The organism is Rossellomorea aquimaris (assembly GCF_008180865.1).
Classification (GTDB): Bacteria; Bacillota; Bacilli; order Bacillales; family Bacillaceae_B; genus Rossellomorea; species Rossellomorea yichunensis.
Genome location: NZ_VTEX01000004.1, coordinates 237,689 through 263,577 on the forward strand (window position 1 = coordinate 237,689; position 25,889 = coordinate 263,577).

A 25,889-nucleotide genomic window follows, 5' to 3' on the forward strand; every position below is an offset into this window, starting at 1 on the left:
ATCATCCTTAATTTTTCTTTATTTATTAACGTCACCTATAAATAATTGTTTTAGCCCCTTTAAAATCAGTTTCAATCGCACTCGGGAAAGCTGTTTTCCATAACTCGAATACTTTTAAATTGGCAGCCTTACCCCCACTATGTAACCTTACTACATGAAATCCATATTCATCCCCACACCTCTTAAGTGTTCGTTTTGAATGATGTGAAAACACTTTCCCAGTTTCGGAGATTTCATATAGTCCTTCATAACCTATAATCGGTTTATATATTTCCTTTTTCATAATTCTCTTCCAGCATCTTAGTTTAGAAAAGCCCCTATTCTCCATTGATTCCATTGATTTTTCTTCTTGCTTCTACCCGGAACAACACAGTAGTCATTAATAATTGTTTCTTGTCCAATAAACTCTATCGGCATCTCATTATAGTTACTTAAGACATATGAGGCGATAAACCTACGTGCTTCTTGTATTCCATTTAATGATTGGTTCAACTGGATCGTTTCTCCGTTATAAACTTTATCTACAGAATAATTCTTCGATAATTTACTTCCGGTAATAATGAAATGTAACTCGATTTCCTTGTTGATATGACTAATAATCTGTTTTGGCATACCTGAGGACCGTCTTTTTGATTTAAAGGTAGGGATTACTTCAATAAAGGCATTGACTAAAAAGAAGAGTACCGGGTCATTTAACTCGATTTTTTGCAAACTAACCTTAACGTCATTCCAGTTGTATTCGAGGACTTCAGTATCTTTGCTGAATAATAATTTCTTATGTGCTGATATTTGCCTCTTATCCAACATTCCTCTTATTTTAAATTCAAATAGTAAATTAAAATTCTCACCGCAAATCCATGCATCAGGTATAGATCCTGAGTTATCTTCTAAATCAGAGGAAGAAAAGCAGTTTTTATATGGTGCGATTCCAATTACATACTCTAGTGATTTTGAGTCTTGAGGGCAAAATTTCTTTCTTACCTTGGTAAAGGTATTATTGAAATTAAAGCTATTGGATTCATCCTTCAGGAGATTTTTCAAAAAAGGCTCTATGATTTGATAGTTATTGTAACTGAGAATGCTCATTAAAATATGAGTATAATGATCTTCTTCTTGTCCTTGGTATTTAAAAAGATTCATGTACTCCTCCGTGTTAAATCAGATATACGTTAAATATAGCACAAAATAACTACTAATCTAATATTTCCCTGTAAAATTATAGGTAGAATTGTAGAAACACATAGAAAAACCTCCCTCTAGATTGAGAGAGGTTTATGTTTAATTACTTACTATACCAAACCTTATTATACTGAATCTGTGTATTGTGAGCTGGGTGCCAATAATCTACTGAATAAGAATAATCATAGTTCATTAAAATTAATGGAAATTTATTTTTTTTCCTCATCGTGTTTTCTTGGTATTATATCAGTCCAATTAATCTCTAAAGCACAAATAATAGGTTCTAGCTTCATGAGAGTAGCATTTGCTTGCCCCTTCTCAATCATTGATAAATAATTTACCGTTAGACCAGAGACACTACTTAATTCCTCTAATGTTTTCCTCTTATTTTTTCTATAGTATCTTATTTTTTTTCCAACAAATTCAGTGATACTCAATATCTCACAACCTTTTTTAGTAATTTGAAAAATCAATAATATTTCAGGTTAAACCTTTATAAACAGACTCTTATACTTACCATTCCATAATTTACTAATGTTTTCCTCTATAGATACGTCATAAAATATAATTTAATAATTAATATTATTCGGAGGTTTAAATTGCTTTTCCCTGTAATCGAAGGACCTGTGTCTGACAAAAAACATGCTATTAAAGATTCTAAAATGACCGAGTGTGGTATTCCTTATCCTGATTTTTATGAAGATGATAAACATGCAATGAAGTTAATTTATTTTAGAGAGGTTAAAGAGATTTCTTGTCAGAAGTGTAAAGAAAACATCGAACCATTTATGGATAATTGAATTTTTTCAGTACTAACAAACTAATTCATCACCCCTTGCCATATTGGAAGGGGTTTAAAATCGTTGAAAATACGAACGCATGTTTGTATAATGTTACCGAGGTGAGCAAAATGTACCAAATAACATACAGGACCACCGGATTAGAGGATTGGGTTTCTCGACTCTATTCTAAGATTGGGATAACAACTCCAAATTCAATTAGTGAGGAACTAATATCTAGGTTCCTTGGTATCTATGTGAAGAAGAAACCTATACCAAGTAGCTTTCACGTGTTTGGTAGATACCAAGACATTGTAATTGATAGTAGAGAACCGATAGAAAAACACAGGGAGATTTTCTTTCATGAGTTATGCCATATCCTTAGACATTCAGGCGTTCAAACAATTATGCCTGCTTCGTTTAGAGAGCTCCAGGAATGGGATGCACATCATTTTACTCAGTATGCAGCTATCCCCTATCACATGATTAAATACATTCCTATCAATGATCGAGATGTGATTAAACAAATGTCTGATATGTTCTTGGTATCTCCAGAACTATGTGAAGAACGATTAGAACAAATTATTCGAAGGAATCAAATTCAAAGAAGCATTTACTAAATTACCAATCTCTCTATTTTATTGTTCTTAATTTACAAGTATTTTAGTTTTTGAAGGAAGTGGTTATATGAAAGCAGCAGTGTATGTCCGTGTTAGTACCACTGAACAAGCCTCTGAAGGCTACTCTATTCGAGCACAGACAGACCGTTTAAAAGCTTACTGTGTGTCCCAGGGATGGGATATATTCGAAATCTACATTGATGATGGTTATAGTGCAAAAGACACCAACAGACCTAATCTGGAAAGGATGATGAAACATATTGAGCAAAATTTGGTTGATTGTGTCTTGGTTTATCGCCTAGACCGTTTGACTAGGTCAGTAAGGGATCTTTATAACATTTTGGAAACGTTCGACAAATACGATTGTAAGTTTAAATCAGCTACAGAAGTATATGATACGACCACAGCAATGGGTAGGATGTTCATAACGATAGTAGCTGCTCTAGCTCAATGGGAGAGAGAAAATACAGGTGAGCGCATTCGCATGGGGATGGAACAAAAAGCACGTGAGGGCAATTGGGTAATTAACCAGGCTCCCTATGGATACGAATTAGATAAAGAAAACAAGACGCTTAAAATTAATGAAGAGGAAGCTCTAGCTGTAAAAAGAATTTTTGAATACTACCTCCAAGGGAAGGGAGTAAATAGCATTGCTGTAGAATTAAATCGATTGCAAATTCGTACAAAAACAAATGCCACATGGAATGATTTCAAGGTAAGATACATCCTCACTAACCCGACCTATATTGGGAACATGAGATATAACTTTAGAGTGAACAAAGAAAATTACTTTGAAGTAGAAAATACCCATCCTCCAATTATCTCTAAAGAAACTTATAACAGTATACAAAGAATTAGGGAAAGTAGGTCTGTTAATCATCCAAGAGCAACTACAAGTAAATTTATCTTTTCTGGAACCGCGAGATGTGCACGATGTGGCAGTCCTCTTGCTGGGAAATACGGATATTCTAAAAGAGGAGAAAATGTCTATAAGCCTAGAGCCTATTATTGTTCTAGTAGTAGATTGGGTCAATGCGATCAGAGAAACATGTCAGAGCGTTATTTAGAAACTCAGTTTATTAAGTATTTGGATACTTTTGATATTAATCCAGACATCGTTGAAGACCTTACTCAAATGGATGAAAATGATGAATCTAAAGATAGAATAGATATACTTACTAAAGAACTAAAGGAGATAGATAAACGTAGGAAAAAATGGCAGTACGCCTGGGTAAATGACTTGATAAATGATGAAGATTTCTCTGTTCGAATGGAAGAGGAAAAAAGTAAAGAAGAAGATGTAAATAAGCAGCTCTCTTCTCTTCAGCCTTCAAGGGAAAAAACGAACACTGAAGATCTTTCAGATATTCTATTGGATATAAAATCAAACTGGAACCATCTTGATGCATTGGAGAAAAAGATGTTGCTTCAGATGTTCACTAAAAAAATTGTGGTTGATCGGGTTAGTGATCAGTTGAAACCTGATTGTTTGGAGATTAAAGAGGTTGAATTTTATTAAATTTTAATTTTTTATTTTCCTTCTCCAGTATACTTTAGCCGAAGAACTAAAATTAAACTCTACTGAAGTTTTTCATCGAACTATACATTAACTTTGTAAGCTCACACTTTGAAATCCTTATGCATATATTATATTGGGAAATGTCAAAACACTCTTTAGGGTATAGGAGTCAACCTTGTCCGTTGATTCCTTTTTATTCTGTCAAAAAAATAAAACTTTTGTCGTAATACTTTCCAATCACCTCCATATTCAGGCATAATGTTACATGAGGTGATTAATTTGGTAGAAGAGTTTGAACTTTTTTTGTTTATAAAACATTTAGGTGAATTATTTGAAGAATACCTTATATGTGAGTCACCTGACTTAAGAGATATCATCTTAGATGAAATTCAATTTTTCGTTGAAATAATTAATTCATGAATCTGTTTTATTTTATATTCAAAGGAAGAAGAACCTCTTGCAGAATATTTGTCATATCCGCAAATATACAGGCAAATAAAGAATAAAACATATTATAATATTACCATAAGGAAATATCCAAAATGTTTCTTCCATTCCGTGTTATAAATTTGTGGCGGTCCAGGGGATCGATCCTTTTTTATAATTTTGAATTTATGATGCACTCCTAATATATTTGTCGACTTTAATCACTTACGACTATTCATTTGAGAAAAAAATAAAGACTAGGTTGCAAAAAAGTGGGTAAAATCTACTTTGTGAGAGTCAAAGAGGTCATCCACCTACCTTTTTGATCTTCCAATATATTTTTGTACTCCACTGAAACATGTTCACTAAAACGATTAGCTGAACATGTTTCTTTGATTTCATCCTTTAAGAAGGGAAATGTGACCCCAGTTCGGCAAAAGTGACCTCTCTCAAGTGAGAATATTAATCCATTCCTATATTTTCAAAAAATAAAATATCATTTTGAATGATGCCTTTAAAGAAAAAACACTCAGGTTACTGTTGCTTCTTCAGTCAACCTGAGTGTTTTTATAGGTCTATAAACAGAATTATTTCATCATTGGAGGCATCGGAACGGTGGCATGTACATATTTAGGAGCAGGAGCCAGTTTGGGTTTCGATCCGAATGGACCAGGCTCACTGATATATTGGAAATTCGCTTTCCCGTCCATGCTAGGTCCGCTCGCCCATCGTCCTTCGGCACTCGCTTCTCCTCTGGATAGATTATAAAGATCATATGAAACAGCCTGCTTTTCAAGCTCTCTCGGGAACGTAGTCGGTACGACAATATCCCCTTCACGCTCTTCAAGTTCTGCAATGGCTGCCGCCCATTGATTCTGATGCGCCGTGTCACGGGCGATCAAGAAAGAAAGCGTATCGCGAACACCCGGGTCATCACTCAGTTCATACAGTCTCACTGCCTGCAATCGGCCCATTGATTCTGCCGTTAGGTTGGCACGGAAATCGGCCAGGAGGTTCCCGCTTGCCCCGATATATGACGCTGTCCAGCGATTTCCCACACTATCCACCGGCATCGCACCTAACCCGCTCACAATCACATGCTGTGGATTCATTCCACCCATTGCTGCCGCGAGCACCGGATTACTCTTATACATCGCTTCCTGTTCAGATACGGGGGCACCATCCAGCAGGCGGGCAATAAGTGTGGCCAGTAATTCTACATGAGCGATTTCCTCCGTCCCGATGTCCAGGCACAAATCACGAAATTTTTTGTCCGCCCGTCCGTTGAAACCCTGGAATAAATATTGCATCATCACCGAAATTTCTCCGTATTGTCCACCAAGAATTTCTTGTAGCTGGTTTGCATAAGCCGGGTTTGGCCGGCTCGGTTTCGCTTCATACTGAAGCTCCTTTATGTGATAGAACACAGTCTCATCACCTCTGCCTTTTTGTTTATTAACACCAATCTACTTTATGTAAAAGTGTGGTTTCATGTGAACAAAAAATAGCAGGGAAGCTAAACGACTTAATTATGTCTAATTGTTGATTCCTATTCAGAACACAATCCATTAAATATCTGCATGGTTCTTTTAATATGACTGGGTGACCTGTTAAAGCAGCCCTCACCGCAATTTCCGCTGTTTCCCGATCCCGTATCTCCCCCACCATAATAATATCGGGATCATGCCTCAATATCGCTTTTAAACCAGCGGAATACGTAATCCCCGCTTTTTCATTCACTTGAATTTGCACCATTTCTTCATGAAGCTTCTCTACGGGATCTTCAAGAGTGATCACATTACGGTTCAGGGCAACGGAACAATGGTGGACAAGGGAATACAAAGTTGTCGTTTTCCCACTGCCAGTTGGACCTGTAAATATAATGAGACCATGAGAATACATAAGTAGAGCGAGTAATTTTTTTGCAGATGAAGGATACAGGGACATTTTATCGATTGGGATTTGATACTTTTGGGGGAGTATTCGAATGACTAGACTTTCTTTTAAATGAGTGGTTGGTAAGGTAGAAATTCTGAGTGATAGAGGTGTACCTCGAACGGTAAGACTGAAGGAGCCACTTTGAGGTTTTCGTTTTTCTCCAATGTCCATGGAAGCCATGAACTTTAAATGGGCTATCAATCGTTCTGCCTGATCCGAATCAACGGTGTGGAACGGTACTAATACCCCGAGCTTTCTAAACTGAATCAAGTAATCTTTCGTTCTTGGTATGACATGAACATCTGTCGCATCACCGCTGAAAGCTTCTCCAATCATTACTTCCGATAAGGATTCTACTGAGTGAAATATATAGGCACCACCTTTCTGTTTTCTTAACTTAAGATATACGACATTAACTTACAAAATCCTTCTTTTTCCTTAAATTTTTTTCTCACCAAATACTTAAGGATAACTGAAATTATTTCTTCATTGCTCAAACCCGACCACAGTCATTCACACATTCACCCCTCGCCCATATACATAAAAAGAATAATAATCATAAAACGAAAGTGGTGACAATATCCCATGAGTAAATACATGGATTACACCTCTCCGGAAGCTCAATTCTTTTTTGATGTTAATAAAAGTCCCTTATTTAAAAAAGACAATCAAAATTTAATAAATATCTTAGGGGTAAATCAGTTGAATACGTTGGATAACTCTTCCCTGCTTGATATCTATTTAAGTAAACATAATTTTGTGGAACCACATTACCACCAGAATGCAGCTGAACTGGTCTATTGCATTTCTGGTGGAGCTGTTGTTTCCATGCTCAATCCATATACTAAGGAAGTCTTAAATTTCCGTATTTCACCTGGACAGGTGGCAAATGTTCCACAAGGCTGGTGGCATTATGAAGAAGCAACCCAGGATCAAACTCACCTATTGGCCATTTTTAATGCCCCTACACCGGAAGTGATATTAGGTTCGGATATCTTAAAGTTCACCCCTTCAAGTGTCATGGCGTACAATTATTGCATGGATGAAGGTGCTTGGATCAAATCGACAGAAAAGGTGAAACCAAGTACTTACATCGGTCCTGCTTGCTTAGATCCAGATAGGCATTTATCTCAACGACAATCCCATTTCGCCTATTCCCCATATCACTATCACTATCAGCCAAACCCTTATCATCATCGTCAGTGCATTCCAAAAACCTTTTAAAAAGCGGAGAGAACTTTTATTAAAAACTAATGAATAGAATATCAAAATACAACCATACTATATTTTGTAAAGACGACAATGGGCTATAGCCAAGCGGTAAGGCATCGCACTTTGACTGCGACATGCGTTGGTTCGAATCCAGCTAGCCCAGTACTAAAAGCAGAGGCGGCTCGTTCAGAGGCGACAAGCATAAGATGAGGCACCCGGAAAGGCGCTCTTTGTCTTTTTGGGTGAGCTTATGACCTCGAGCCTCTAGCCGCCGGAGCTGGATAATCTAAAAGCAGCGGCGGCTCGTTCAGCCCCACTACCACATTGAAAACGGCAGGCACTTTGTGAAAAGTGCCTGCCGTTTTCAATCCAACTTATTTTTAATTATTACATTCAACTGCTTTTCTTCAACGATCTGTTCTTGTTCGCAAGGCTTTGTAATCCCTCTGGATTGTATCCGACCACCAGCTTTTTACCGTCTGTTAATAAGGGTCTGCGAAGAAGTTTTGGCTCTTCAATAATTAATTTAATCACTTCTGATAGAGGTAAATCGTTCACATCTTTACCTAAGTCTTTGAAGGTTTGGCTTCTTGTAGCCAATATTTCATCAAGTCCATCGGTGGTCAGGGATAGTAGCTCCATTAGCTCTCTATGGGTAGGTGTCTCTCTGAATAGATGTCTTTCATCAAAATCGACGGAATGGGCAGTTAACCATTTTTTGGCTTTTCGGCAAGAGGTACAGCTTGGATAAGTAAAAAATGTCAGGTTATTCACTTTCATGACCTCCTTAAATTTGAGCTTGCATGTTTATGATATGTTAAACATATTGTACATTAATTGTATAACTTTTGTATAGTAATATCCCTTAGGAATTTGTGAACTTTTTATAAACAATGAATGAAGCAAGCTATAATAGGCTTTCCCTTCATATCCATTCTTTTTCTTGAGGCTTATAATAGAGCTATTAACTACAAAATTGGGGTGTTTTTTGAATGGATATGACACTGAAGGTTACAAGCGTACTTTCAGACCCGACCCGGTATTCCATTTACTTGTACATTAGTGAGAGAAAACATGAGCTTTCAGTTCAAGACATCGCTGAGAAGTTTCATATTCACCCGAATGTTGCCCGTCTACACCTATCAAAGCTTGAGGAAATAGGAGTGTTGCAATCAGAATATGTAAAGACCGGCAAAGGTGGCAGGCCAGGCAAACGATATATTCCATCTGAAGAACTCGTTCAGTTATCCTTTCCTCCTCGAAACTTCCGCTTACTTAGCGACCTCACCATTGCCTCATTAGCTAAGCTCGGAGAAGAGGGTTTTAAGGTGCTGGTGGACACAGGATATGAGTACGGTAAAAGCTTGGTGGACCACTATCTTGAAAGCCGTAACTTATCCTTAGTTGGGGTAACTCATGCTGAAAAGCTGCATGTATTATCAGAAATTGCCAAATCGATCGGTTTTACTTTAGATGAGTCAATCGGTGATTCATATCAAATCAAGTTCCACTATGATCATTGCCCTTTTCATGAGAATGCTCAGCTGGAACCGGTGTTCATATGTGGTTTACACAACGCATTATTAAAAGGGATGTTTGAAACTCTATACTCTGTGGAAGAATTTAAACAAGAAGAAAATATGATAAATGACTGTTCCACGTGTAGATATCACGTAATCGTCACAAACTAAAAGCAAACGGATATTTACTTTTATGGTAGTATTCATTTATAATATTGAATGATGGACTTAGGGTGCAAAGGAGGGTTACATATGGATCGTATGTTTAGAGTTCTTGGATTTTGGACTGGTATTTTTGCTGTAATGTTCTATCTTGGTGATATGACCACGACATCATTAATCTTTTTAGGCCAAACAGGATTCTTCATTATGCTTAGCTATTTAAAACTGTCCGAACGTATGTATATTTACATTTTCGGTGCTTACTTAACAGTGTTCTTTGCTGGATTTACTTATTGGACGACCTTTATGATGACTCCGGGTGCAGGAGGACACTAAAAAAATTCCCTTTAGCTTATGGCTAAAGGGAATTTTTTTTGTGAATGTTAAAATCCATTCAAAAATGGATTTGAATCCATCTCTCCTTCGATCGATGTTTCCGGTCCGTGACCAGGTAGAACCGTTGTAGTCTCAGGCAGCGTTAATAACTTTTCATGAATGCTTGCCAGGAGCTCTTTATGATTTCCTCCAGGTAAATCGGATCGTCCGATACTGCCCATAAATAATGTATCTCCCGCTAATACGATTCCACTTTCTTGTACATAATAAGAAATACTACCTGGTGAATGACCAGGCGTTTCAAATAGTTCTAGCTGAAAATCGCCAATGTTCAGGTGTTTTTCATTTGTTAATATGTAATCAGCAGGCTTAAGTCGGATCAGATCACCCATCATGAATAATTGAGATCCGTTTAAAGCAGGATCCAGTAACCACATAGCTTCTTTCTCGTGAATATATACTGGAATGCTATAGTTGTCACGTACTTGATCAACTGCTCCAATATGATCAAAATGAGCATGAGTAAGGAGAATGGCTAACGGAGTTAACGAATGATTCTCTAACCACTGAATCAGTTTCTCCCCTTCTCCTCCCGGATCCACGACCAGGCATTCATTTTTTGTGTTCCATAGAATATAGCAGTTGGTTTGTAACGGGCCTAACGGAATTTGTTTCCACTGCAACGTATCCACCTCCAAATGTGATACTATTATTGTAGCAGAACTTATCACATCATAAAAACATGGTGGCAAGAGCGCCATAGAAGTGTCAAATTTTTGACCTCGACAAACAGAGGAAAAAAATATAAAATGTTAATGAGTGCATTTATGTACATATGGTTATCAGGTAGTAAAACGCATTTTAATGAAAGGGGTCATATAAATGGGTCTTGTAATTATTACAGCATTGGTTACATTATTAGCTTTGTTTGCGGTAGTAAGCACTTTCAAAAACAAGAACGCTATGGGAATTCTTTTCTCCCTGGCAACATTAGGTGTTTTTGGTTGGTTTACAATTATGACTGTCCTTCACTCTGGTTACCCAGGTGGGCATTAATTAAACAATGAATACTCATAAAAAAGCCTTCCGTTTCATAACGGAAGGCTTTTTTACTTTCGATTAGGGTACTTGAAAGTTATGTAGGCACTAAAAAGTACCCTATAGACCTTTACGATGGGTACGTTATAATAGAAATATATTTAAGCCTGTCAGGATAATAGCGAGTGTAACAGTCTATCCTATATGGAAAGATATCGTCAGGGAACGGAGGTTTACTAATGAAGAAATATAATATACCTGTTGAGGCCTCCTTAGAAGTCATCGGGGGCAAGTGGAAAGTGGTGATTCTCTGTCATTTGATTAAAAGCAAGCGACGAACAAGTGAATTGAAGAAACTAATGCCTGGAATCACTCAGAAAATGCTGACCCAGCAGCTAAGAGAGCTCGAAGCTGATGGAGTCATCAATAGAATTATTTACAATCAAGTTCCCCCAAAAGTAGAATACGAATTAACTGAGTATGGATGGTCGTTAAAAGGACCTTTAGATATGCTATGTGAATGGGGAGAACACCATATTGAGAAAACCTATCCTGACAAAAGCGAAGTGTTGGTGGATAGTGAGGAAGCATAGTTCAGGAAACTAAAGGAGTGAGTATCTTTAAGATACCCACCCCTTATTTGGTGCTTATTGTTCTAGTCGACGCTGTACAGAAGATAGTTTTCCTTCCATTGTCGAATTCTTATCACGGCGATCATCGATTCGAATATTTGTTGCTACCCGTTTGATCCCCTGTTGGAAAGGCGATTCATGAATGTCTTGTATGACCTGAAACAAAACAGGAAGATCCCCCTCGATGATGGTATTCATCGGAGTTAATTGAAAACGGATTTCCCCTTTTTCCTCATACTCTTTAAGTATTCTATGTAAGTCCGCTACATAGGAACTTACACTTGGTGATTCCGTCCCGATTGGAATGACTGTAACATCAACGATTGCCATTATAAATCTGCCCCTTCTTTCAGTAGTTGAATGATGGTTGAGTTAGCCAAATCGATTACTTTCTCAAGTTGATTTCCATATAAACAATAATTCCCATTGGGGGAACACTGAATAGGTTCTAAAGGAAGATCCTCAAAAAGAATACTGTCTTTTCCAGAAACCGTGTCCCATTTTTCTAATGAGAATGTACCAGAGTAAGTATCAAAGGAACCTGGTTCATTTGCCACGAAAGTAATCAACTGACCCTTCCCTTCTATCATATCATAATGAGGTATTAACCAATCAGAATAACGACTCAACAGATCTACTGTAAATTCTGACTGAATCTCACCATTTGAAGTAATGAATTGATACGCAAAAGGTCCTTCTTCTTCACGAGAAGAGATAGATAAAAGAGAATTGTTAAATTGATTGAAGTGGATGCTTGTATCCACAATCATTTCCTCCCCACCCCCCTGAATATTCTGGGATATAAGTGGAGCCGCAACGCTTATTTCTTCCGTATTCCAATCTTGAAAAAGAATGGAATACTTCGATTGCCACTGCACAAATGGCTGCTCTACTTCAATAGGATCCATTGTCCCCTCTTCTACATCAATATGAAAGACTTGAAAGCTCCAATCTTCGCTGAAGCTGGTCATGAGCAATGCATTGTCATCAAACTTGTTCCAGGAATGAGTCAGTTCGTAGGATGGAATATCTTCTTGAAATAGCACTTCTCCTGCTCTGTCTATAATCGTCACCCGGGCTGAATAAGACGCTGGTGCAGAGTGGATGAGTATTTTATTCTTATCGGGTGAAATGCTTGCACTCACAAAAGAGGAAGGAATATCATAGATTTTCTTAGTGCTTCCATCATAGAGATTATATATATATAAAGAGGATAGATCATCATTATTTTGTACGGATAGAATCTCTGAATCTGAAAGCCAGCCTATGTTTTCTACAAAACTGTCTTGAGTAAGAATTCCTGAAACGACTTCCTTGTTTTCAGATTTCTCTTTCTCGGGGGGAGAAGTTTGAGTTTGTTCGGTTTGACAAGCTGACAGCCACAGTATACTTAATAGCAAAAACAGCAAAACACTTACCTTTTTCTTATTCAATATCCTTCTCCCTCCCTCAATTCATTCCATAATAATTAGTACGTTTCAAAGCAGAAAATGTTTCAAAATTATTAAAAAAACATTGCAAAATCCAAAAAAGTGATGACCAGATGTTCACTCACACACCATTTGGGTCACCACGATCGGTTATTCTTTAAATAGGATGATGATTTATTTTACTCCTGATTTTCACTTTCTACAATAGTTATTTATGGAACATGTCAAAAGATTTTTCGAGTCATTTATTATAATAAGTCGAAATTCATACAGTCTTGTCGGGGCTGATCGAGCCGCCTGCGCTTTTGTTTCGTCCAGCTCCGGCGGCTAGCCCCTCGAGGTCATAAGCTAAATTGGCCAAGAAGGCAAAGAACGCCTTCCCGGCCAATTCATCTTATGCTTGTCGGGGCTGATCGAGCCGCCTGCGCTTTTGTTTCATCCAGCTCCGGCGGCTAGCCCCTCGAGGTCATAAGCTAAATTGGCCAAGAAGGCAAAGAACGCCTTCCCGGCCAATTCAACTTATGCTTGTCGGGGCTGATCGAGCCGCCTGCGCTTTTGTTAGTACCAGCGATAGATGGATACGAGGAAGATTCCGAGCATGTCTTGGTAGATTTCGTTGAATTGAGAGAGGGGCAGAGGATTTATTCCTTTTCCTAACTCTATGGTAAACCCCGCTTGCTTGAATTCTTTAATAAACCAATCCTTGTAACCCGCGTAGCTATCTATATATCTGACAGATTCATATCCGCTTACTCTGTTAAAATCTTCTGAAAGCCTTGAAGCTTCCGGCGGCTCTAAACCCTCATAACCCCAGTAGAATTCCTTCCCTTGAGTGTGGAGGGCAAGCAGCCGGTCGAACTTTTCCTGTCGAGCCAGTTTTGCCATAGCAACTGTTTCAGGTTCTGAAAGAGGCTTATATCCTGGGAAATCTCTCGGAGCTGGTGCTTTTTCTTCCTTTCTTTCTTTTTCCAGCTCCCATTTGGCAGGGAATTGGTTATTCAGGTCTACTCCTTTTATATTTGCTTTCCAACCTGTAAAGTCGGAACTTCCCCGATTGATTTCGATCAATTCTTTTCGTTTGTCTTTCGGCGGACCATTCAAGACGAGATCTACTCCATCCGGATTAACCATAGGTACAAACGATATTGTCACCACATCATATAAAGGGAGGGTTTGAATTCCTCTCATGAGATTTCCATTCGTTAATGATAATAAATAATCATTAATGAACGTCATTAAGATGGAAGTGGTAATCCATTCATTTGCATGAAAAGAAGCATCTATGTGAACCTTTTTCTTTCCAGTTCCAACTCTCATTTCAATGAGATCTTTTCCAAGGACACTTTCGCCGACCGAGTTTAATTTGATGAACGGATAGACCTCTTTTAATTTTTTCACATCTTCTTCAAATGTTTCGGAGCTATAGGCTTGTTTCCCATTGACTAGCGGATATACCACTCTTGATGGCAGAAAAATGCTTGACCCTATTTGTAAACGGTTAGGATTAACTCCTTCGTTCAGCAGGAGTAAGGAATCAACTCCAATATTCCACTGTTCGGCAAGCGTCCAGAAGGAATCTCCACTTTTAATTGTATGGCTTTTTTTTCTGAATCCAGGGAGTTCTATCTCTGTACCAATCTTCAATCCATTCGGATCAACTAAGGGGTTCGAATCAATGATTAATTGGATTGGAATATAAAACAGCTGGCTATAGTACCAAAAAGAATCGCCACTACGAACTTTCACTTTCATGAAGGAACCTCCCTATACATACGTCCTTACTTACATGTATGAATGGTTCTATAATTCATGACAAAAAAAGCTTGCGAATCTCTTCGCAAGCTCTCTCTTACTTATTCATCATCTTCTTCGTTTTCACCATAAAAGCGAAGGAGGTCTCCATTAATGATCTTATCGGAGTATTCCAGCTCCTCATTTACACGCTCTTTGTATGGCTCACAGTATTTCATATCCGTTGTCTCTTCGGATTCCTTATTCCAGCACTTTTCACCTGCAAAAACATAGTCTTCAGTGATGAAGCGACCGTCACGCAGAATGGCCAGATCTTCATGCTGACTGGAGAATATATCAGAACCAAACTGGATATCTTCCTTCGTATCGATTCCTAAAAGATGCATAATCGTTGGTTTTAAGTCAATTTGACCGGAAACCTTGGAAATGGTCTTCCCTTCCTGTCCAGGAACATGAATGATTAAAGGAACCTCTTGAAGCTGTGTACTTACAACTGGTGTAACTTCTTTGCCAAGATATTGACTCATGGCCTTATTATGATTTTCGGAAATGCCGTAGTGATCTCCGTACATCACGATAACGGAGTTCTCATATAAACCTGATTCCTTTAAGTCTGTAATGAAGTTCTTTACAGCTTCATCCATGTAACGGACAGTTTGGAAATAACGATTGACCGTACCGTCATTGGATGTGTAAGGATCGATAAGCTTATCTTCTTCATCTAGAGTGAAGGGATAATGGTTCGTCAGTGTGATCATCTTCGTACTGAAAGGTTGAGGCATCTCTTTCATATGCTCAACTGATTGCTCAAAGAACGGAATATCCTTCATACCCCAGTTAACAGAATTCTCTTCCGTTACCTCATAGTCAGGTAAAGAATAGAAACGTTCGTATCCTAGGGAATCATACATAATGTCACGATTCCAGAAGCTTTTATTGTTAGCATGCATAGCGGTTGTATAGTATCCATTTTCACCAAGCTTTTCAGTCATGGATTCAAACTCATTTCCTGAATGAGTGAAGAATACTGCTCCCCTGTTCAATGGGTAAAGAGAGTTATCGAGTAAAAACTCTGAGTCTGACGTTTTCCCTTGCTGAGTTTGATGGTAGAAATTATCGAAGTAATAGCTTTCTCCAATAAAGTCATTCAGAAAAGGTGTAATTTCCTGACCGTTCATTTCGCTGTTAATGACAAAATTCTGTAGTGATTCAAGTGATACCATGATCAAGTTCTTATCCTTTGCTACACCAAACATTTCTTTATCAGGTTCGATGTAACTTGCGCGAACATAATTATCAATATCCGCTAATTCACTGCCGTCTGCCATTGCTCGTTGAGCGGAAGACTTTGATTGTAAGAAAATATCATACACATGGTAATTATACGTTCCAATATTCTTTACTAACATTTCACGATCAAACGTTCTTGTCAGAAGTTGTGGTCGTTCCGATTCTGCCAAGCCAAGGTTAAAGAAAACAAGGGCCGTGGCAACCAGGAAATACGCTCGTCGATTGGCTCTGCTATAGTTTTGCAGAGAGAACCATGTTGGCTTTAACTTGATGATAAGAATTAACACAATGACATCTGTAAAATAGAATAAATCCTTCCAGCTCATAATTGCGCTCGCACTTGTACCTAAATCAGAGAAATTGCTTGTTTGAAACAGGACTGGGAGTGTCAAGAAGTCATCAAAGAAGCGATAGAAAACAACATTTCCATATAGGATAAACGAAAGGACGAAGCTTGCAGCGATAATATAGCGGGTGCGAGACTTATCCTTCTTAAGAAGCAATCCTACTCCGAAGATAAAAAGTAAGAAACTTAGTGGATTGATGAAGAGTATAAGTTCTTGGAGTGTATTTTCTATCTTTATATCAAAACTAGTTTTATAGACAATGTACGTTTTAACCCAAAGGAGCAATGCAGCGATGATAATAAGAGAAGCCTTTGGTGTTTTTTTCAATTTCATTTAATCAACCTCCTTGCTACAAACGGTTCATGCGTATGTAACAAATTCATGTAATATTTGTAATGGTAAAAACAGGTAATATCAGACAGCAACCTTGACCTATCTTAATACTTTTTTTACAAAACGTCAAACTCCATTTCACATCAATCATGTATAATAATTATTTAAGTCTTATTCTCTTACCCATACTATTAGACGATTGAAACCGTTGAAAGTTTCAAAATAACTATATTTTTTCAAAACGGTTCCTTCGTCCCTATGTCAAAAAGACTAGTTTCAACCTTTTAGTAGAATCAAAGAAAATAGAGCCCTCCCTTACAGGAAAGCTCTTTCTAAGAAATAATTATGCAACTTATCTCATCAGATCTTATTCTTAACTAGCCAGGCTGCACCAATCACACCGGCGTCATTTCCAAGTGTAGCAATACTCAAGTTTGTTGAAGTACGGACGGTAGGGAATGAAAATTGCTTGAAATATTTCACGACCGGGGTTAATAAGATCTCACCCGCTTTAGATACTCCTCCACCAATGACGATCTTTTCAGGATTCAGTCCATTTCCTAAATTTGCTAGGGACAACCCTAAATAGAAGGATAATTGATCAATGACTTCAAGGGCAAGTTCATCATGTTCTCTTGCTGCATCAAAAATATCCTTTGCACTGACAGTTCCATGGGCCTCTCTTATTCCTCGCAGAACAGACATTTTCGTTGTCGCATCCAGTTTTTCATTTGCGAGACGAACGACTCCAGTCGCAGAAGCAACCGTTTCCAAACAACCTGTCTTCCCACAGTTACACTGGTATCCACCTTCAGGAACAACGGTAATATGTCCAATTTCACCACCTGCACCTTTCACACCGTGCACGATATCTCCATTTGTTATGACTCCCCCGCCAACACCTGTTCCAAGTGTCACACAGACAATATCCTTTGCACCGTCTCCTGCACCTTTCCACATTTCACCCAGTGCCGCGCAGTTTGCGTCATTGTCAATAACGGCTGATAAACCTGTTTCCATTTCAAGTAAATCTTTTAATGGCGTATTTTTGTCCCAGCCTAAATTAACGGCTTCGTAAATAATCCCTTTCGCCATATCCACAGGTCCCGGCGCACCCATTCCGATGCCGACCAGTTTATCTTTTGATTGATCTAGGTCTTCAAGCTTCTTATCAATCGCTTTTGCAATATCTACAATAATATTTTTACCATTCTCTGATTTATCAGTAGGGATTTCCCATTTATGTAAGAGCTCACCGTACTTATTCAAGAACGCGATTTTTGTCGTCGTTCCTCCTAAGTCTACACCAACCAACCATTTTTCTGTCATCTTTATCACCTGTCCTGTTTTTCTTTTTCAATTTCTATTTCATGTCGCAACAAAAACAAAGCTGTTTGAAAATCCCGCGTGTCGATCAGCTGGGATTGATAAAGTTCTATTAGTTCGCCTTCCATTAATTGCAGTTCAGAAAGACGATGCCCAACGTAGATAATGGTTCCATAACTTTTTAATAACTGCTGGATATCATATATCGTTTTCATATCATACACCCTGCTTTCCATCATTCACATTAAAGTATAAGTGAAAACCACTATCTTCTCAATATGCAGCTACCAAATATCCATTATAGGTTCTTTCACGAAGATTGTTTTATAAGAAGTCTCTTTTCGTAAAGGCTGTTGCTGTCTTAGAGAAGAGAGTAATAGTTGATTTCCGCTACAGGATGCTCGCTTTCCGCGGGGCTGGCGGTGAGCCTCCTTCCGCTCCAATCAACTTTTTAAGTATGTATCCTTAAAAAATCCAGTAAATACAAGAACTTTAGCAAACAACTTGAAATGGTTAAAGGAAAATATCCCAATTGAGGAAGAACTTTTTAATTAGTTGGTTAATGACAACTCCCCTCACCATCGTAAATAGATTTTTCGTTATAGAGTTTAATAGTGACGATAACAAAAATAGTGAGTCAGAATGTAGTACAGCGTGGATTGTAGCGGAAGGCACTTGACCCCTGCGGGAAATAGAGGAAAGGTCGAGACCCCACAGACTGAACGTCGAGGAGGCTCGACTTCCTCCCCGGGGAATCTTGTGCCTGGAGCGGAAAGGAACGGTCAACATTTTGTTCGAAAATCACTAATCGAGGAAACAAATTATGAAAAGAGCCTTTCTGTAAACAAAAAAGATCTCCTTAATGGAATAACCAATAAGAAAATCTCTTCAACTTATATTAACGATCTGGATCTTTCGGGTGTAAGAATCGTGGCCGTCTGTTTTTTAAGGGCATAGGCGAACGCAGGAAGACGTCGCGGAATGCTCTCAGGTTAAACGGAATGAATGGCCACATATATGGAATATCAAAGGAGTTCATTCTTGAGAGCATAATAATCCATAGCAGTATACCCACAACAAAACCGTACACTCCAAATAATGCAGTACAGATCAATAAGAAGATCCTGACCAACCGGTTGGCTAAGCTCATCTCATAGCTTGGCGTTGCAAAGGTACCGATTGCTGCAATGGCGAGGTAAAGAATGACTTCGTTAATTAAGAGACCCACTTCCACCGCCACTTGACCAATCATTAACGCAGCAACGAGACCAAGAGCCGTAGCTAACGAAGAAGGGGTATGGATGGCAGCCATCCTTAGAATATCGATTCCGACTTCAATGATTAAAAATTGAAGGAATAATGGTACTTCCCCTACATCATTTGGCCCCACATAACTCAATGCTTCCGGCAATAGCTCGGGATGAATGGCAAATAAATAATAAAACGGCAGTAAGAAAATCGAACACCACACAGCGATAAATCTGACGAAGCGCAAGTAGGCTCCAACTGAGGGCTTGTTCCTATATTCCTCTGCATGCTGGAGGTGATGCCAAAAAGTTGTCGGCGTAATCAAGACACTCGGTGAGCCGTCCACCATAATAATGACGTGTCCTTCATATAAGTGTGCTGCGGCTGTATCCGGCCTTTCCGTATAACGGACCATGGGATATGGATTCCAGTGGCGCCCGGCAATAAACTCTTCCAGTGTCTTCTCTCCCATGGGAAGACCATCTGTGTCGATCTTAGATAGGGCATCTTTGATTTTATGGACCAAATTTGGATCGGCAATGTCTTCTATATAGCTGACGACTATATCCGTTTTGGATCTTCTTCCGATTTGCATATATTCCATTCGAAGCGAAGGATCGCGAACTCTCCTTCTTGTCAAAGCTGTATTAAACACTATCGTCTCGACATACCCGTCCCTTGAACCTCTCACCACCCGTTCGATATCGGGTTCCTGAGGTCCTCTGACTGGATACGTTCTTGCATCGATCATAATGACCTTGTCAATACCATCCACCACAAGGGCTGTGGGACCTGCCAATACTAAATCAATCACTTGGTTCAAATCATCCACTTGCTCGATCTCTATGTAAGGAATGTACGTCTTTAATAATTTTTCTAACGTATCTTCTTCTAATTGTTCAGGACTAAGTCCTGACAAAAGCTTCATCAGATAATGCATAATATCATCTTTAACAAAGCCATCCACTAAAAACATCGCCATTTTTCTCTCAGCATACTCCAAATCCAATTGAATGACATCAAAGCTTTTGTCTACTGCTAAGGTATCCCTTAGATAATTGGTGTTTTCTTCAATCTGAGTAGAGACAGGCTTTTTCTTTTGATTTGTCATTAGCCTTCACTCCCAATAACTTTACATGAATTTCCATCTTTACCATCCTAGACAAAGCAGCTAGAAAACATACATCCTATCATATTGATATCATGAGCTTCATACTATTTACTAAATGGACATACTACTGGAGTGAACGAAATGAAACAACGACTAAAAGAAGCCATGCCCTTTCTTGTCATCATGTGCATTGTTGCTCTTGGGATTCAATTTGTTTACATGCCCCAAACGGAGGAAAGCATTATTTTTTTCCCGATAAATGAACATGTTTCCTATGAATCTGCCACTACAATTCTGATGCTTCAACCCGAGAAGAAAAATGAGCATTATGAGGTAAACTGGAAGGTATCTTCAAAACTTGATACACCTGCCTATTTACGTCAGGATGTCGGCTTTTTATTTATGAACGGGAGACTAAAAGGGCTCATGAACGAATGGGAACAGGACACCGATCAAATTGTTGAGGAGTCAACCATAAAGGGAAAAGAAAGCAGCCTCCTTCAAGCTGTGTCTTTCCATTATTCTGAAATTCATGAAACGGAAACAGATTTTACGAGTGCCCAGAAAATGTCTGAAGATACATTGTATGTAATTGATTCAAATTTCAGCCCTTTAAACGCCTTCCGACAACCAGGTACAGATGCAGAAAAAGAATGGAAGAACATACTGGACAAAGTGACCTCTCAACAACTTGACTATCTTTGGGAAAAGGCAATTGCATCCATGCAAATCCCTATGGAAGACTATACATCCTTTCCGTTAACTCAACTCCCTAAATTAGAAAATAAACCTTTGGAAGTATTCACCGAGCAAGAATGGGAACGTGTAATAGGAAACCTATGGGAAGGACTTTACAAAAATTATTATTTAGGAATTAAAAAAGAGGATGGCTCTGTCATTGAGTCAATAGACAGTGCCATCCCACTTATATTAGTGAAAGAAGATCGAAAGGAAGTTCTCGTGTTACTGATTGATAAAAACGGAGAAGCTTCTCTACTTAAACAACAGATATCCTTTTAAGTGTTCCCCTGCAACTCTTTATAAAGTTTTTCATAATTTTCATCCTGCCTATTTAATTCATAGGCTTTTTTTGCATGAACAATAGCTTCCTTTCTGTCACCTGAGTCGATCAGGATTAACGCAAGATTGTAGTGAGCTTCATGAAACTCACCATTTTCTTCGATCGCAGCTCTCAAATGATCTTTTGCTTGTGTTAATTTGTTCATCTTGATTTCAGCGTATGATAAGTAGAAGTATGTCTGTGCATTTGGCGAGCCTTCTTCAACCACCGGGAGAAGAATATTTTCCGCTTCCTCCCACTGTTGATTGGAAATCTTTTCTTGAGCCACGCCATTCACAGTATTAACATCCCAAGAGGTTGGATCTGCACCAATACCCCTCGAAACAAAAACTCCAACAAGCAGGATACTTCCCACCAGAAAAAGCAATTGACGCAGTGGGCGGTGACTATTCGGCAAGCTGACAATTCCCGCTGCGAGAAAACCTCCCACCAATCCTCCGATATGGCCAGCATTATCAATTCCCGGGATGGTAAACCCCAGGACTAAATTCAACAGGATCACCGCTATGATATTGGTACCGATCGTTCTAAAGAAAATCTTCGGATATAATACGCCGAAATACAGCAGTGCACCGAAACAGCCGAAGATTGCGCCACTGGCTCCTGCAGAGAGATTAGATGTGAAAAGGAAGCTGGCCAGAGATCCCGTGATTCCCGATATCATATAAATGAAGATGAATCTGAGACGTCCGAACATTTTCTCCACTGCCATTCCCAGATAAAATAGGGCAAGTGTGTTCATAAGTAAATGAAGTATTCCTATATGCAGAAAGATCGGGGTTACAAGGCGCCACCACTCTCCTTCAATCATGAGGGGGTTATACTTAGCACCGAACTCAATCAATGTTTGTGGGTCCTTACTTCCACCATTAAGTTCAAGAATTAAGAACATGATCAATTGGAGTGCAATGAATAAATAGGTAAAGAGCGGCTTTCCTCTTTCAAACAGCTGTCTTTCCTTCTGTAGCTGTTTAGAAGAAGAAGTCATGGTCATGCTTTTAATCCACTCTACATTGGCATCCAATACTTCAGGGGGGAGCTCCCATTCCCCTTCATTGAAAAAAGGGTCATTCCTGAGGGTTTCTATACTTTGATCACCATGAAGAAGAAGAGGCTGAACGGATGTCTTTTGATTGTTCAGGGGTTCCTGGAATAAATCCGGATCTGCATCTACAGGCGGATAAGTGGAGACATAGATATTCTTCATTTGAAGATGCCTTTTCCCAAGGGATTTTCTGATTTTCTCCCCATTCACCGAGGTCAATTCCATATCCCGCTTGACCCAGTTTCCCCAATCGAGATCTTTCCGTACCATTCGAATGACGTTCGCTTCTTTCTTACCGGTGTTCTCAAGCCATATTTCATCTTGATTGGGTGAGAGATTAAGAATTCTATAGTGTTTATTCTCAACCAAATGGTAAGCTATCTTCCAAAACAAATAATGATAACGTAAATCCACATCATCCACTACTTTCTTTTTGGCTCTTTTCTTAAATATTGTTGTTTATAACATATGGTCTGCTTGGGCTCTGTCAATTAGTTTATGCTGGATCGTGAGGAGAACTACTCCGCTTGCAGCTAGCGTTTTACCGAGCCTCCTCAGCTTAGCCGAACGGGGTCTCGGCACGACCAAAATCCGCCGGAGTCTGCGCAGTTCCCCTCACCATCTTTAAGAGAAATTTCGTGACAGAGCTTTAAGGTGTGCAAAAAAGACAATGTAACTAGAAACCAGAAATCTTATCCTTAATAAGAAATCAATTTCTACTTACCTTAATAGAGGTTGTTTGATAAAAGATTTTGTTTTTTATTACTTTCTTAAAAGAAACATGCTCCGAAAGTTGATTCTCGCTGAAGGATGCTCGACTCCTGGGGGAATGGCTGGACAGGTGAGAACCTGGAGGCTTGCCGAGTAGGCTCACCGCCAGCCCCGCGGAAAGCGAGCATCCTGGAGCGGAAATCAACTACTACTTTCTCCTTTAAGCTTGCCACAAACTTTTCTCTATTTAAGAAATCCTATTCTCCCCCTACTATACCGAACCTTTTCTTAAACTGTAAAACAAAAAGACTGTAAGAGAGATTTTCCCCCTTACAGTCTTTTTGACTGTTATCCTCTGAATGCACCTTGAATGAATTTAGAGCGGATACCAGGTATCCCCATCGCTGCTTTCACAGCAAATTTTCTAATGAGAAAGTTCCCTAGAAGTACATTTAACAGTCGATATCGATTCGGAATCAGAAAAAGAACCAAACCGCCCAGCACTAACCATTTTGTCCATCCGTTCATAATGATCCCTCCTGCTAGTAGTTTGGATCATTATAGAGAAGCTTATCCCACTAAATTACACGGAAACGATACTTTCTTTCGTTACCGTCAATAGAAAATGAGCATAAGCACTCCTGCAAAAAGACTTGAAAGCGCATTCACTGTCTCATTGTTCATGAGCGGGACCCCTTTCGTCCTTTCTGTGTGATGGTCACAATGAACGGATGACTCTGTTCGAAGATCGCAGACCGTACACCGGTACTCAAGCTGTATGAACGCGCCCAGTACTGTATCCAGAATGTTTCCTAAAAATCCGGAAAGGAGAAGGAGTACCAAGAGAGATACATCCATGACATTCAATAAAATCAATGATGCTAGTGAGATAAGGGCAGCTCCAAAGAAGGCCGCTACCGTTCCGAGGACGGAAACAGCACCAGATGTGCCTTTAGGAACTCTCCTGAAGGTTCTTATGGAAAACGGCATTTTATGACTGAGAGGACCGATTTCAGAGGCCCATGTATCAGCGTTTGCCCCCGCGATTGATGCAATGAAGGCCAGTGTCCAGACTTCGTTTCCCGTCACACTGAAGAATAAGGCAAAGAGGGCTGCAGGACCTCCATTCGCCAGCACTTGCTGCCAGTCCCTTATGGACGTCTTCGCTAAGCGCTCCTCAATTCCTATCTTACTTTTCTTAAAAAGGCGAGACCATATACTGGATGAAAGGAAGAACACGCCTAATATAAACAGTCCCTCAAACCCATATGACCATCCAATAGCCATGCCTACCATTATGGCCATTACAGCGCCTGAGAGACTTAAATTACTGGTTTTCCATCCTGCTATGGCGATAGAGAAAATAATTAGGAGAAGAAAGAAATACTCATTAATCACAATCGATTCGTCCCTTTTCCGTCAAGATCGTTCCTACGGGTATATCGAAAGATTCGATTGGCAATGTATCGACCATTTGCTCCGCAAAGGCAAGGGACATCGTCAGACCCGAATAGCTTGAGAGCAACCTGTCATAAAATCCGCCGCCAAACCCCAGACGATAGCCCTTATCTGTATAAGCTAAACCTGGAACGATCATCAATTCAATAGCATCATTATGTACAACGGTCGACTTGTCGGGGTCCGGTTCATACAAATCAAAATAGGATTGTTCGAGCTGGTGGAAATCATGAAGCTCAAAGAAGACCAATTCACGGTTTTTCGGAAAACATTTCGGGACTACTACCGTTTTCCCTTCCTCCCAGCCCCGTTTGATTATATTCCACGTATTGACTTCCGGAGGCTTTGAAATGGTCACCGCAACGGTGTTGCACTTCTTCCACTCGGGAGATTCAAAGAGTAACTGTTCTATTCTAAAACACTTTTGTTGAAACGCTATATGATCGATTAATTTTAATGATTGAAGCTGAAGATTCCGTAATTCTTTTTTAGACATAATATCCCTCCATACTATTCAGATATTATTTTAATGGATTCTCTATGTAAATGCGATGTTGTAACTGTTATGAGCATAAAAAAAAGCAGCGGATAAAATCCGGCTGCTTATTTCGTTTCGCGGTGAAGAGTCACACGCTTTAATTTCGGGCAATATTTTTTTAGCTCAAGACGGTCTGGGTTGTTACGCTTGTTCTTGGTTGTAATATAGTTACGCTCACCAGTTTCTGTGCAAGCCAAAGTAATGTTTACACGCATTATTATTTCCCTCCAAACATATACATCTTCTACTATTCATACGACTTTTCTATAATATCACTTTTCTTTCGGAAATGCTAGTCCGTTTTTTATTCTATCGCTTAAATTTGAAACCTCTTCTTCTAATGCTCCTTCAATGGCATACACTTTGCCTTGTTTCACTTCAAAAGGCTTGAATGAGAAGTCTAACATATAAACCATCATATTAAGGCCATTGGTGATCGGATAGTAGTAAAGGCTTCCGTTACTCAGGGACTTCTTCCATAATTGTAAGCCTTTCAAGTTAAGGGGATAGATGGATTTCTTAACAGAGCCCGCGCAGGAAACGATGTTCGTGATGGCAACAAGTTTACCACTATAATTCCAGAACGTATCCTTGGATAGTGATAATACTCCAACTCCATCTTCTTTACAGGCGAGCCATTCAATAAGAAAGAAAACCTTAAGATGCCTGCTTTCCTTTGTGGTATTTACCATTTCAAAGGCCAAGGACTCCCCCCACCCTTCAATATGTTCGTGAATTTTCACAGTTATGCCGGTAAGAGAGGTTAGTTTCTCTGAGTAAAGGGGTACATATTCATTATTCCTGTTCCAGGCTATTCCTTGGATATGGAATTTCCCATTCGGATTCTCCTTCATTAGC

The 25,889-nt window shown here is 39.1% G+C and carries 28 protein-coding genes, 1 tRNA gene and 1 pseudogene; 10 read left to right on the forward strand and 20 right to left on the reverse strand.

Annotation, left to right across the window (positions count from 1 at the left end; all coding sequences use genetic code 11):
- Window positions 1–31 precede the first annotated feature (31 nt).
- From FZC88_RS16575 to FZC88_RS16590, 3 genes are all read right to left on the reverse strand, one after another.
- The gene (locus tag FZC88_RS16575; RefSeq protein ID WP_148969652.1) at window positions 32–283 is read right to left on the reverse strand and encodes an NUMOD4 domain-containing protein; all 252 of its coding nucleotides are present in this window, start codon (window positions 281–283) and stop codon (window positions 32–34) included.
- Window positions 284–300: 17 nt separating this feature from the next.
- Complete coding sequence (locus FZC88_RS16580) at window positions 301–1,140, reverse strand: hypothetical protein (RefSeq protein ID WP_148995702.1); 840 nt, start codon at window positions 1,138–1,140, stop codon at window positions 301–303.
- A 248-nt stretch (window positions 1,141–1,388) separates the two neighbouring features.
- Window positions 1,389–1,616 carry a helix-turn-helix domain-containing protein gene (locus tag FZC88_RS16590; protein ID WP_187443668.1) on the reverse strand — a complete coding sequence of 76 codons (228 nt, stop codon included), beginning with the start codon at window positions 1,614–1,616 and terminating at the stop codon, window positions 1,389–1,391.
- Window positions 1,617–1,778: 162 nt separating this feature from the next.
- On the opposite strand from FZC88_RS16590, the gene FZC88_RS16595 reads away from it, so the two are divergent.
- The 3 genes from FZC88_RS16595 (at window position 1,779) to FZC88_RS16605 (ending at window position 4,097) form a co-directional block, all read left to right on the forward strand.
- Window positions 1,779–1,979: a hypothetical protein gene (locus FZC88_RS16595; protein ID WP_148995704.1), complete on the forward strand. Its 201-nt coding sequence runs from the start codon at window positions 1,779–1,781 to the stop codon at window positions 1,977–1,979.
- A gap of 110 nt (window positions 1,980–2,089) precedes the next feature.
- Window positions 2,090–2,578 carry an ImmA/IrrE family metallo-endopeptidase gene (locus FZC88_RS16600; RefSeq protein WP_148995705.1) on the forward strand — a complete coding sequence of 163 codons (489 nt, stop codon included), beginning with the start codon at window positions 2,090–2,092 and terminating at the stop codon, window positions 2,576–2,578.
- Between the two features lie 67 nt (window positions 2,579–2,645).
- On the forward strand, window positions 2,646–4,097 hold the full coding sequence (locus FZC88_RS16605) for a recombinase family protein (RefSeq protein WP_148995706.1): 1,452 nt from the start codon (window positions 2,646–2,648) through the stop codon (window positions 4,095–4,097).
- A 1,013-nt stretch (window positions 4,098–5,110) separates the two neighbouring features.
- Here FZC88_RS16605 and FZC88_RS16610 read toward each other — a convergent pair.
- On the reverse strand, window positions 5,111–5,950 hold the full coding sequence (locus tag FZC88_RS16610) for a manganese catalase (RefSeq protein WP_148995707.1): 840 nt from the start codon (window positions 5,948–5,950) through the stop codon (window positions 5,111–5,113).
- Window positions 5,951–6,116: 166 nt separating this feature from the next.
- Window positions 6,117–6,830, reverse strand: a pseudogene (locus FZC88_RS16615) (ATPase, T2SS/T4P/T4SS family); the annotation flags it as partial.
- A 216-nt stretch (window positions 6,831–7,046) separates the two neighbouring features.
- On the opposite strand from FZC88_RS16615, the gene FZC88_RS16620 reads away from it, so the two are divergent.
- Window positions 7,047–7,685 carry a cupin domain-containing protein gene (locus tag FZC88_RS16620; protein ID WP_148995709.1) on the forward strand — a complete coding sequence of 213 codons (639 nt, stop codon included), beginning with the start codon at window positions 7,047–7,049 and terminating at the stop codon, window positions 7,683–7,685.
- 79 nt (window positions 7,686–7,764) lie between these two features.
- A tRNA-Gln gene (locus FZC88_RS16625) sits at window positions 7,765–7,836 on the forward strand.
- 230 nt (window positions 7,837–8,066) lie between these two features.
- Here FZC88_RS16625 and FZC88_RS16630 read toward each other — a convergent pair.
- A complete protein-coding gene (locus FZC88_RS16630; protein WP_262371894.1) occupies window positions 8,067–8,447 on the reverse strand; it encodes a Spx/MgsR family RNA polymerase-binding regulatory protein in 381 nt (126 codons plus the stop codon).
- Between the two features lie 218 nt (window positions 8,448–8,665).
- On the opposite strand from FZC88_RS16630, the gene FZC88_RS16635 reads away from it, so the two are divergent.
- Both FZC88_RS16635 and FZC88_RS16640 read left to right on the forward strand, forming a co-directional pair.
- Window positions 8,666–9,364 carry a helix-turn-helix transcriptional regulator gene (locus FZC88_RS16635; RefSeq protein WP_148995711.1) on the forward strand — a complete coding sequence of 233 codons (699 nt, stop codon included), beginning with the start codon at window positions 8,666–8,668 and terminating at the stop codon, window positions 9,362–9,364.
- Between the two features lie 81 nt (window positions 9,365–9,445).
- Entirely contained in the window at window positions 9,446–9,691 is a 246-nt protein-coding gene (locus tag FZC88_RS16640) for a DUF2626 domain-containing protein (protein WP_113970494.1), read from the forward strand.
- A 47-nt stretch (window positions 9,692–9,738) separates the two neighbouring features.
- On the opposite strand, the gene FZC88_RS16645 is transcribed toward FZC88_RS16640, so the two are convergent.
- Window positions 9,739–10,374 carry an MBL fold metallo-hydrolase gene (locus tag FZC88_RS16645; RefSeq protein ID WP_148995712.1) on the reverse strand — a complete coding sequence of 212 codons (636 nt, stop codon included), beginning with the start codon at window positions 10,372–10,374 and terminating at the stop codon, window positions 9,739–9,741.
- Between the two features lie 199 nt (window positions 10,375–10,573).
- On the opposite strand from FZC88_RS16645, the gene FZC88_RS16650 reads away from it, so the two are divergent.
- Window positions 10,574–10,747, forward strand: a complete 174-nt coding sequence (locus tag FZC88_RS16650) for a DUF2759 domain-containing protein (RefSeq protein WP_148969664.1) — start codon at window positions 10,574–10,576, stop codon at window positions 10,745–10,747.
- A 221-nt stretch (window positions 10,748–10,968) separates the two neighbouring features.
- Window positions 10,969–11,322, forward strand: coding sequence for a winged helix-turn-helix transcriptional regulator (locus FZC88_RS16655; protein WP_148995713.1), 354 nt, complete (start codon window positions 10,969–10,971; stop codon window positions 11,320–11,322).
- Between the two features lie 54 nt (window positions 11,323–11,376).
- Here the strand turns inward: FZC88_RS16655 and FZC88_RS16660 are convergent, their stop codons facing one another.
- The 7 genes from FZC88_RS16660 to FZC88_RS16690 all read right to left on the reverse strand — a co-directional run bounded on the left by FZC88_RS16660 (window position 11,377) and on the right by FZC88_RS16690 (window position 20,198).
- Window positions 11,377–11,691 (reverse strand): MTH1187 family thiamine-binding protein, encoded by a 315-nt coding sequence (locus FZC88_RS16660; protein ID WP_148995714.1) that lies wholly within the window; start codon window positions 11,689–11,691, stop codon window positions 11,377–11,379.
- The gene (locus tag FZC88_RS16665) at window positions 11,691–12,794 is read right to left on the reverse strand and encodes a YqgU-like beta propeller domain-containing protein (protein ID WP_148995715.1); all 1,104 of its coding nucleotides are present in this window, start codon (window positions 12,792–12,794) and stop codon (window positions 11,691–11,693) included. The genes FZC88_RS16660 and FZC88_RS16665 overlap by 1 nt, the downstream gene beginning before the upstream one ends.
- A gap of 555 nt (window positions 12,795–13,349) precedes the next feature.
- Window positions 13,350–14,543 (reverse strand): M14 family metallopeptidase, encoded by a 1,194-nt coding sequence (locus tag FZC88_RS16670; RefSeq protein WP_148995716.1) that lies wholly within the window; start codon window positions 14,541–14,543, stop codon window positions 13,350–13,352.
- Window positions 14,544–14,644: 101 nt separating this feature from the next.
- On the reverse strand, window positions 14,645–16,513 hold the full coding sequence (locus tag FZC88_RS16675; RefSeq protein ID WP_148995717.1) for an LTA synthase family protein: 1,869 nt from the start codon (window positions 16,511–16,513) through the stop codon (window positions 14,645–14,647).
- Between the two features lie 360 nt (window positions 16,514–16,873).
- Entirely contained in the window at window positions 16,874–17,842 is a 969-nt protein-coding gene (locus FZC88_RS16680) for an ROK family glucokinase (protein ID WP_148995718.1), read from the reverse strand.
- 5 nt (window positions 17,843–17,847) lie between these two features.
- Window positions 17,848–18,054: a YqgQ family protein gene (locus FZC88_RS16685; RefSeq protein ID WP_148995719.1), complete on the reverse strand. Its 207-nt coding sequence runs from the start codon at window positions 18,052–18,054 to the stop codon at window positions 17,848–17,850.
- A gap of 683 nt (window positions 18,055–18,737) precedes the next feature.
- Complete coding sequence (locus tag FZC88_RS16690) at window positions 18,738–20,198, reverse strand: spore germination protein (protein ID WP_148969672.1); 1,461 nt, start codon at window positions 20,196–20,198, stop codon at window positions 18,738–18,740.
- A 141-nt stretch (window positions 20,199–20,339) separates the two neighbouring features.
- Between FZC88_RS16690 and FZC88_RS16695 the strand changes: the two genes are divergently transcribed.
- Window positions 20,340–21,218: a hypothetical protein gene (locus FZC88_RS16695; protein ID WP_148995720.1), complete on the forward strand. Its 879-nt coding sequence runs from the start codon at window positions 20,340–20,342 to the stop codon at window positions 21,216–21,218.
- Here the strand turns inward: FZC88_RS16695 and FZC88_RS16700 are convergent.
- The 6 genes from FZC88_RS16700 to FZC88_RS16725 all read right to left on the reverse strand — a co-directional run bounded on the left by FZC88_RS16700 (window position 21,215) and on the right by FZC88_RS16725 (window position 25,885).
- Window positions 21,215–22,738 carry a rhomboid family intramembrane serine protease gene (locus FZC88_RS16700; protein WP_148995721.1) on the reverse strand — a complete coding sequence of 508 codons (1,524 nt, stop codon included), beginning with the start codon at window positions 22,736–22,738 and terminating at the stop codon, window positions 21,215–21,217. The genes FZC88_RS16695 and FZC88_RS16700 overlap by 4 nt on opposite strands.
- Window positions 22,739–23,383: 645 nt before the next feature.
- Window positions 23,384–23,563 (reverse strand): hypothetical protein, encoded by a 180-nt coding sequence (locus tag FZC88_RS16705; RefSeq protein ID WP_148969675.1) that lies wholly within the window; start codon window positions 23,561–23,563, stop codon window positions 23,384–23,386.
- Window positions 23,564–23,650: 87 nt separating this feature from the next.
- Complete coding sequence (locus FZC88_RS16710) at window positions 23,651–24,433, reverse strand: DUF92 domain-containing protein (protein WP_187443669.1); 783 nt, start codon at window positions 24,431–24,433, stop codon at window positions 23,651–23,653.
- Window positions 24,426–24,989, reverse strand: a complete 564-nt coding sequence (locus FZC88_RS16715) for a 5-formyltetrahydrofolate cyclo-ligase (RefSeq protein ID WP_148995723.1) — start codon at window positions 24,987–24,989, stop codon at window positions 24,426–24,428. The genes FZC88_RS16710 and FZC88_RS16715 overlap by 8 nt, the downstream gene beginning before the upstream one ends.
- 107 nt (window positions 24,990–25,096) lie before the next feature.
- Window positions 25,097–25,246, reverse strand: a complete 150-nt coding sequence (gene rpmG, locus FZC88_RS16720) for a 50S ribosomal protein L33 (RefSeq protein WP_064091498.1) — start codon at window positions 25,244–25,246, stop codon at window positions 25,097–25,099.
- A 57-nt stretch (window positions 25,247–25,303) separates the two neighbouring features.
- On the reverse strand, window positions 25,304–25,885 hold the full coding sequence (locus tag FZC88_RS16725) for a hypothetical protein (protein ID WP_148995724.1): 582 nt from the start codon (window positions 25,883–25,885) through the stop codon (window positions 25,304–25,306).
- Window positions 25,886–25,889: the final 4 nt, after the last annotated feature.

What these genes read in the sequence shown, in the direction of transcription:
- FZC88_RS16605 (WP_148995706.1), top strand. Translation starts at nt 2,646, where the DNA reads ATGAAAGCAGCAGTGTATGTCCGTGTTAGTACCACTGAACAAGCCTCT.
- FZC88_RS16675 (WP_148995717.1), bottom strand. Translation starts at nt 16,513, where the DNA reads ATGAAATTGAAAAAAACACCAAAGGCTTCTCTTATTATCATCGCTGCA.
- FZC88_RS16635 (WP_148995711.1), top strand. Translation starts at nt 8,666, where the DNA reads ATGGATATGACACTGAAGGTTACAAGCGTACTTTCAGACCCGACCCGG.
- FZC88_RS16655 (WP_148995713.1), top strand. Translation starts at nt 10,969, where the DNA reads ATGAAGAAATATAATATACCTGTTGAGGCCTCCTTAGAAGTCATCGGG.
- FZC88_RS16600 (WP_148995705.1), top strand. Translation starts at nt 2,090, where the DNA reads ATGTACCAAATAACATACAGGACCACCGGATTAGAGGATTGGGTTTCT.
- FZC88_RS16725 (WP_148995724.1), bottom strand. Translation starts at nt 25,885, where the DNA reads ATGAAGGAGAATCCGAATGGGAAATTCCATATCCAAGGAATAGCCTGG.
- FZC88_RS16690 (WP_148969672.1), bottom strand. Translation starts at nt 20,198, where the DNA reads ATGACAAATCAAAAGAAAAAGCCTGTCTCTACTCAGATTGAAGAAAAC.
- FZC88_RS16640 (WP_113970494.1), top strand. Translation starts at nt 9,446, where the DNA reads ATGGATCGTATGTTTAGAGTTCTTGGATTTTGGACTGGTATTTTTGCT.
- rpmG (WP_064091498.1), bottom strand. Translation starts at nt 25,246, where the DNA reads ATGCGTGTAAACATTACTTTGGCTTGCACAGAAACTGGTGAGCGTAAC.
- FZC88_RS16620 (WP_148995709.1), top strand. Translation starts at nt 7,047, where the DNA reads ATGAGTAAATACATGGATTACACCTCTCCGGAAGCTCAATTCTTTTTT.
- FZC88_RS16695 (WP_148995720.1), top strand. Translation starts at nt 20,340, where the DNA reads ATGAAACAACGACTAAAAGAAGCCATGCCCTTTCTTGTCATCATGTGC.
- FZC88_RS16685 (WP_148995719.1), bottom strand. Translation starts at nt 18,054, where the DNA reads ATGAAAACGATATATGATATCCAGCAGTTATTAAAAAGTTATGGAACC.
- FZC88_RS16580 (WP_148995702.1), bottom strand. Translation starts at nt 1,140, where the DNA reads ATGAATCTTTTTAAATACCAAGGACAAGAAGAAGATCATTATACTCAT.
- FZC88_RS16670 (WP_148995716.1), bottom strand. Translation starts at nt 14,543, where the DNA reads ATGAAAGTGAAAGTTCGTAGTGGCGATTCTTTTTGGTACTATAGCCAG.
- FZC88_RS16650 (WP_148969664.1), top strand. Translation starts at nt 10,574, where the DNA reads ATGGGTCTTGTAATTATTACAGCATTGGTTACATTATTAGCTTTGTTT.
- FZC88_RS16660 (WP_148995714.1), bottom strand. Translation starts at nt 11,691, where the DNA reads ATGGCAATCGTTGATGTTACAGTCATTCCAATCGGGACGGAATCACCA.
- FZC88_RS16575 (WP_148969652.1), bottom strand. Translation starts at nt 283, where the DNA reads ATGAAAAAGGAAATATATAAACCGATTATAGGTTATGAAGGACTATAT.
- FZC88_RS16715 (WP_148995723.1), bottom strand. Translation starts at nt 24,989, where the DNA reads ATGTCTAAAAAAGAATTACGGAATCTTCAGCTTCAATCATTAAAATTA.
- FZC88_RS16680 (WP_148995718.1), bottom strand. Translation starts at nt 17,842, where the DNA reads ATGACAGAAAAATGGTTGGTTGGTGTAGACTTAGGAGGAACGACGACA.
- FZC88_RS16705 (WP_148969675.1), bottom strand. Translation starts at nt 23,563, where the DNA reads ATGAACGGATGGACAAAATGGTTAGTGCTGGGCGGTTTGGTTCTTTTT.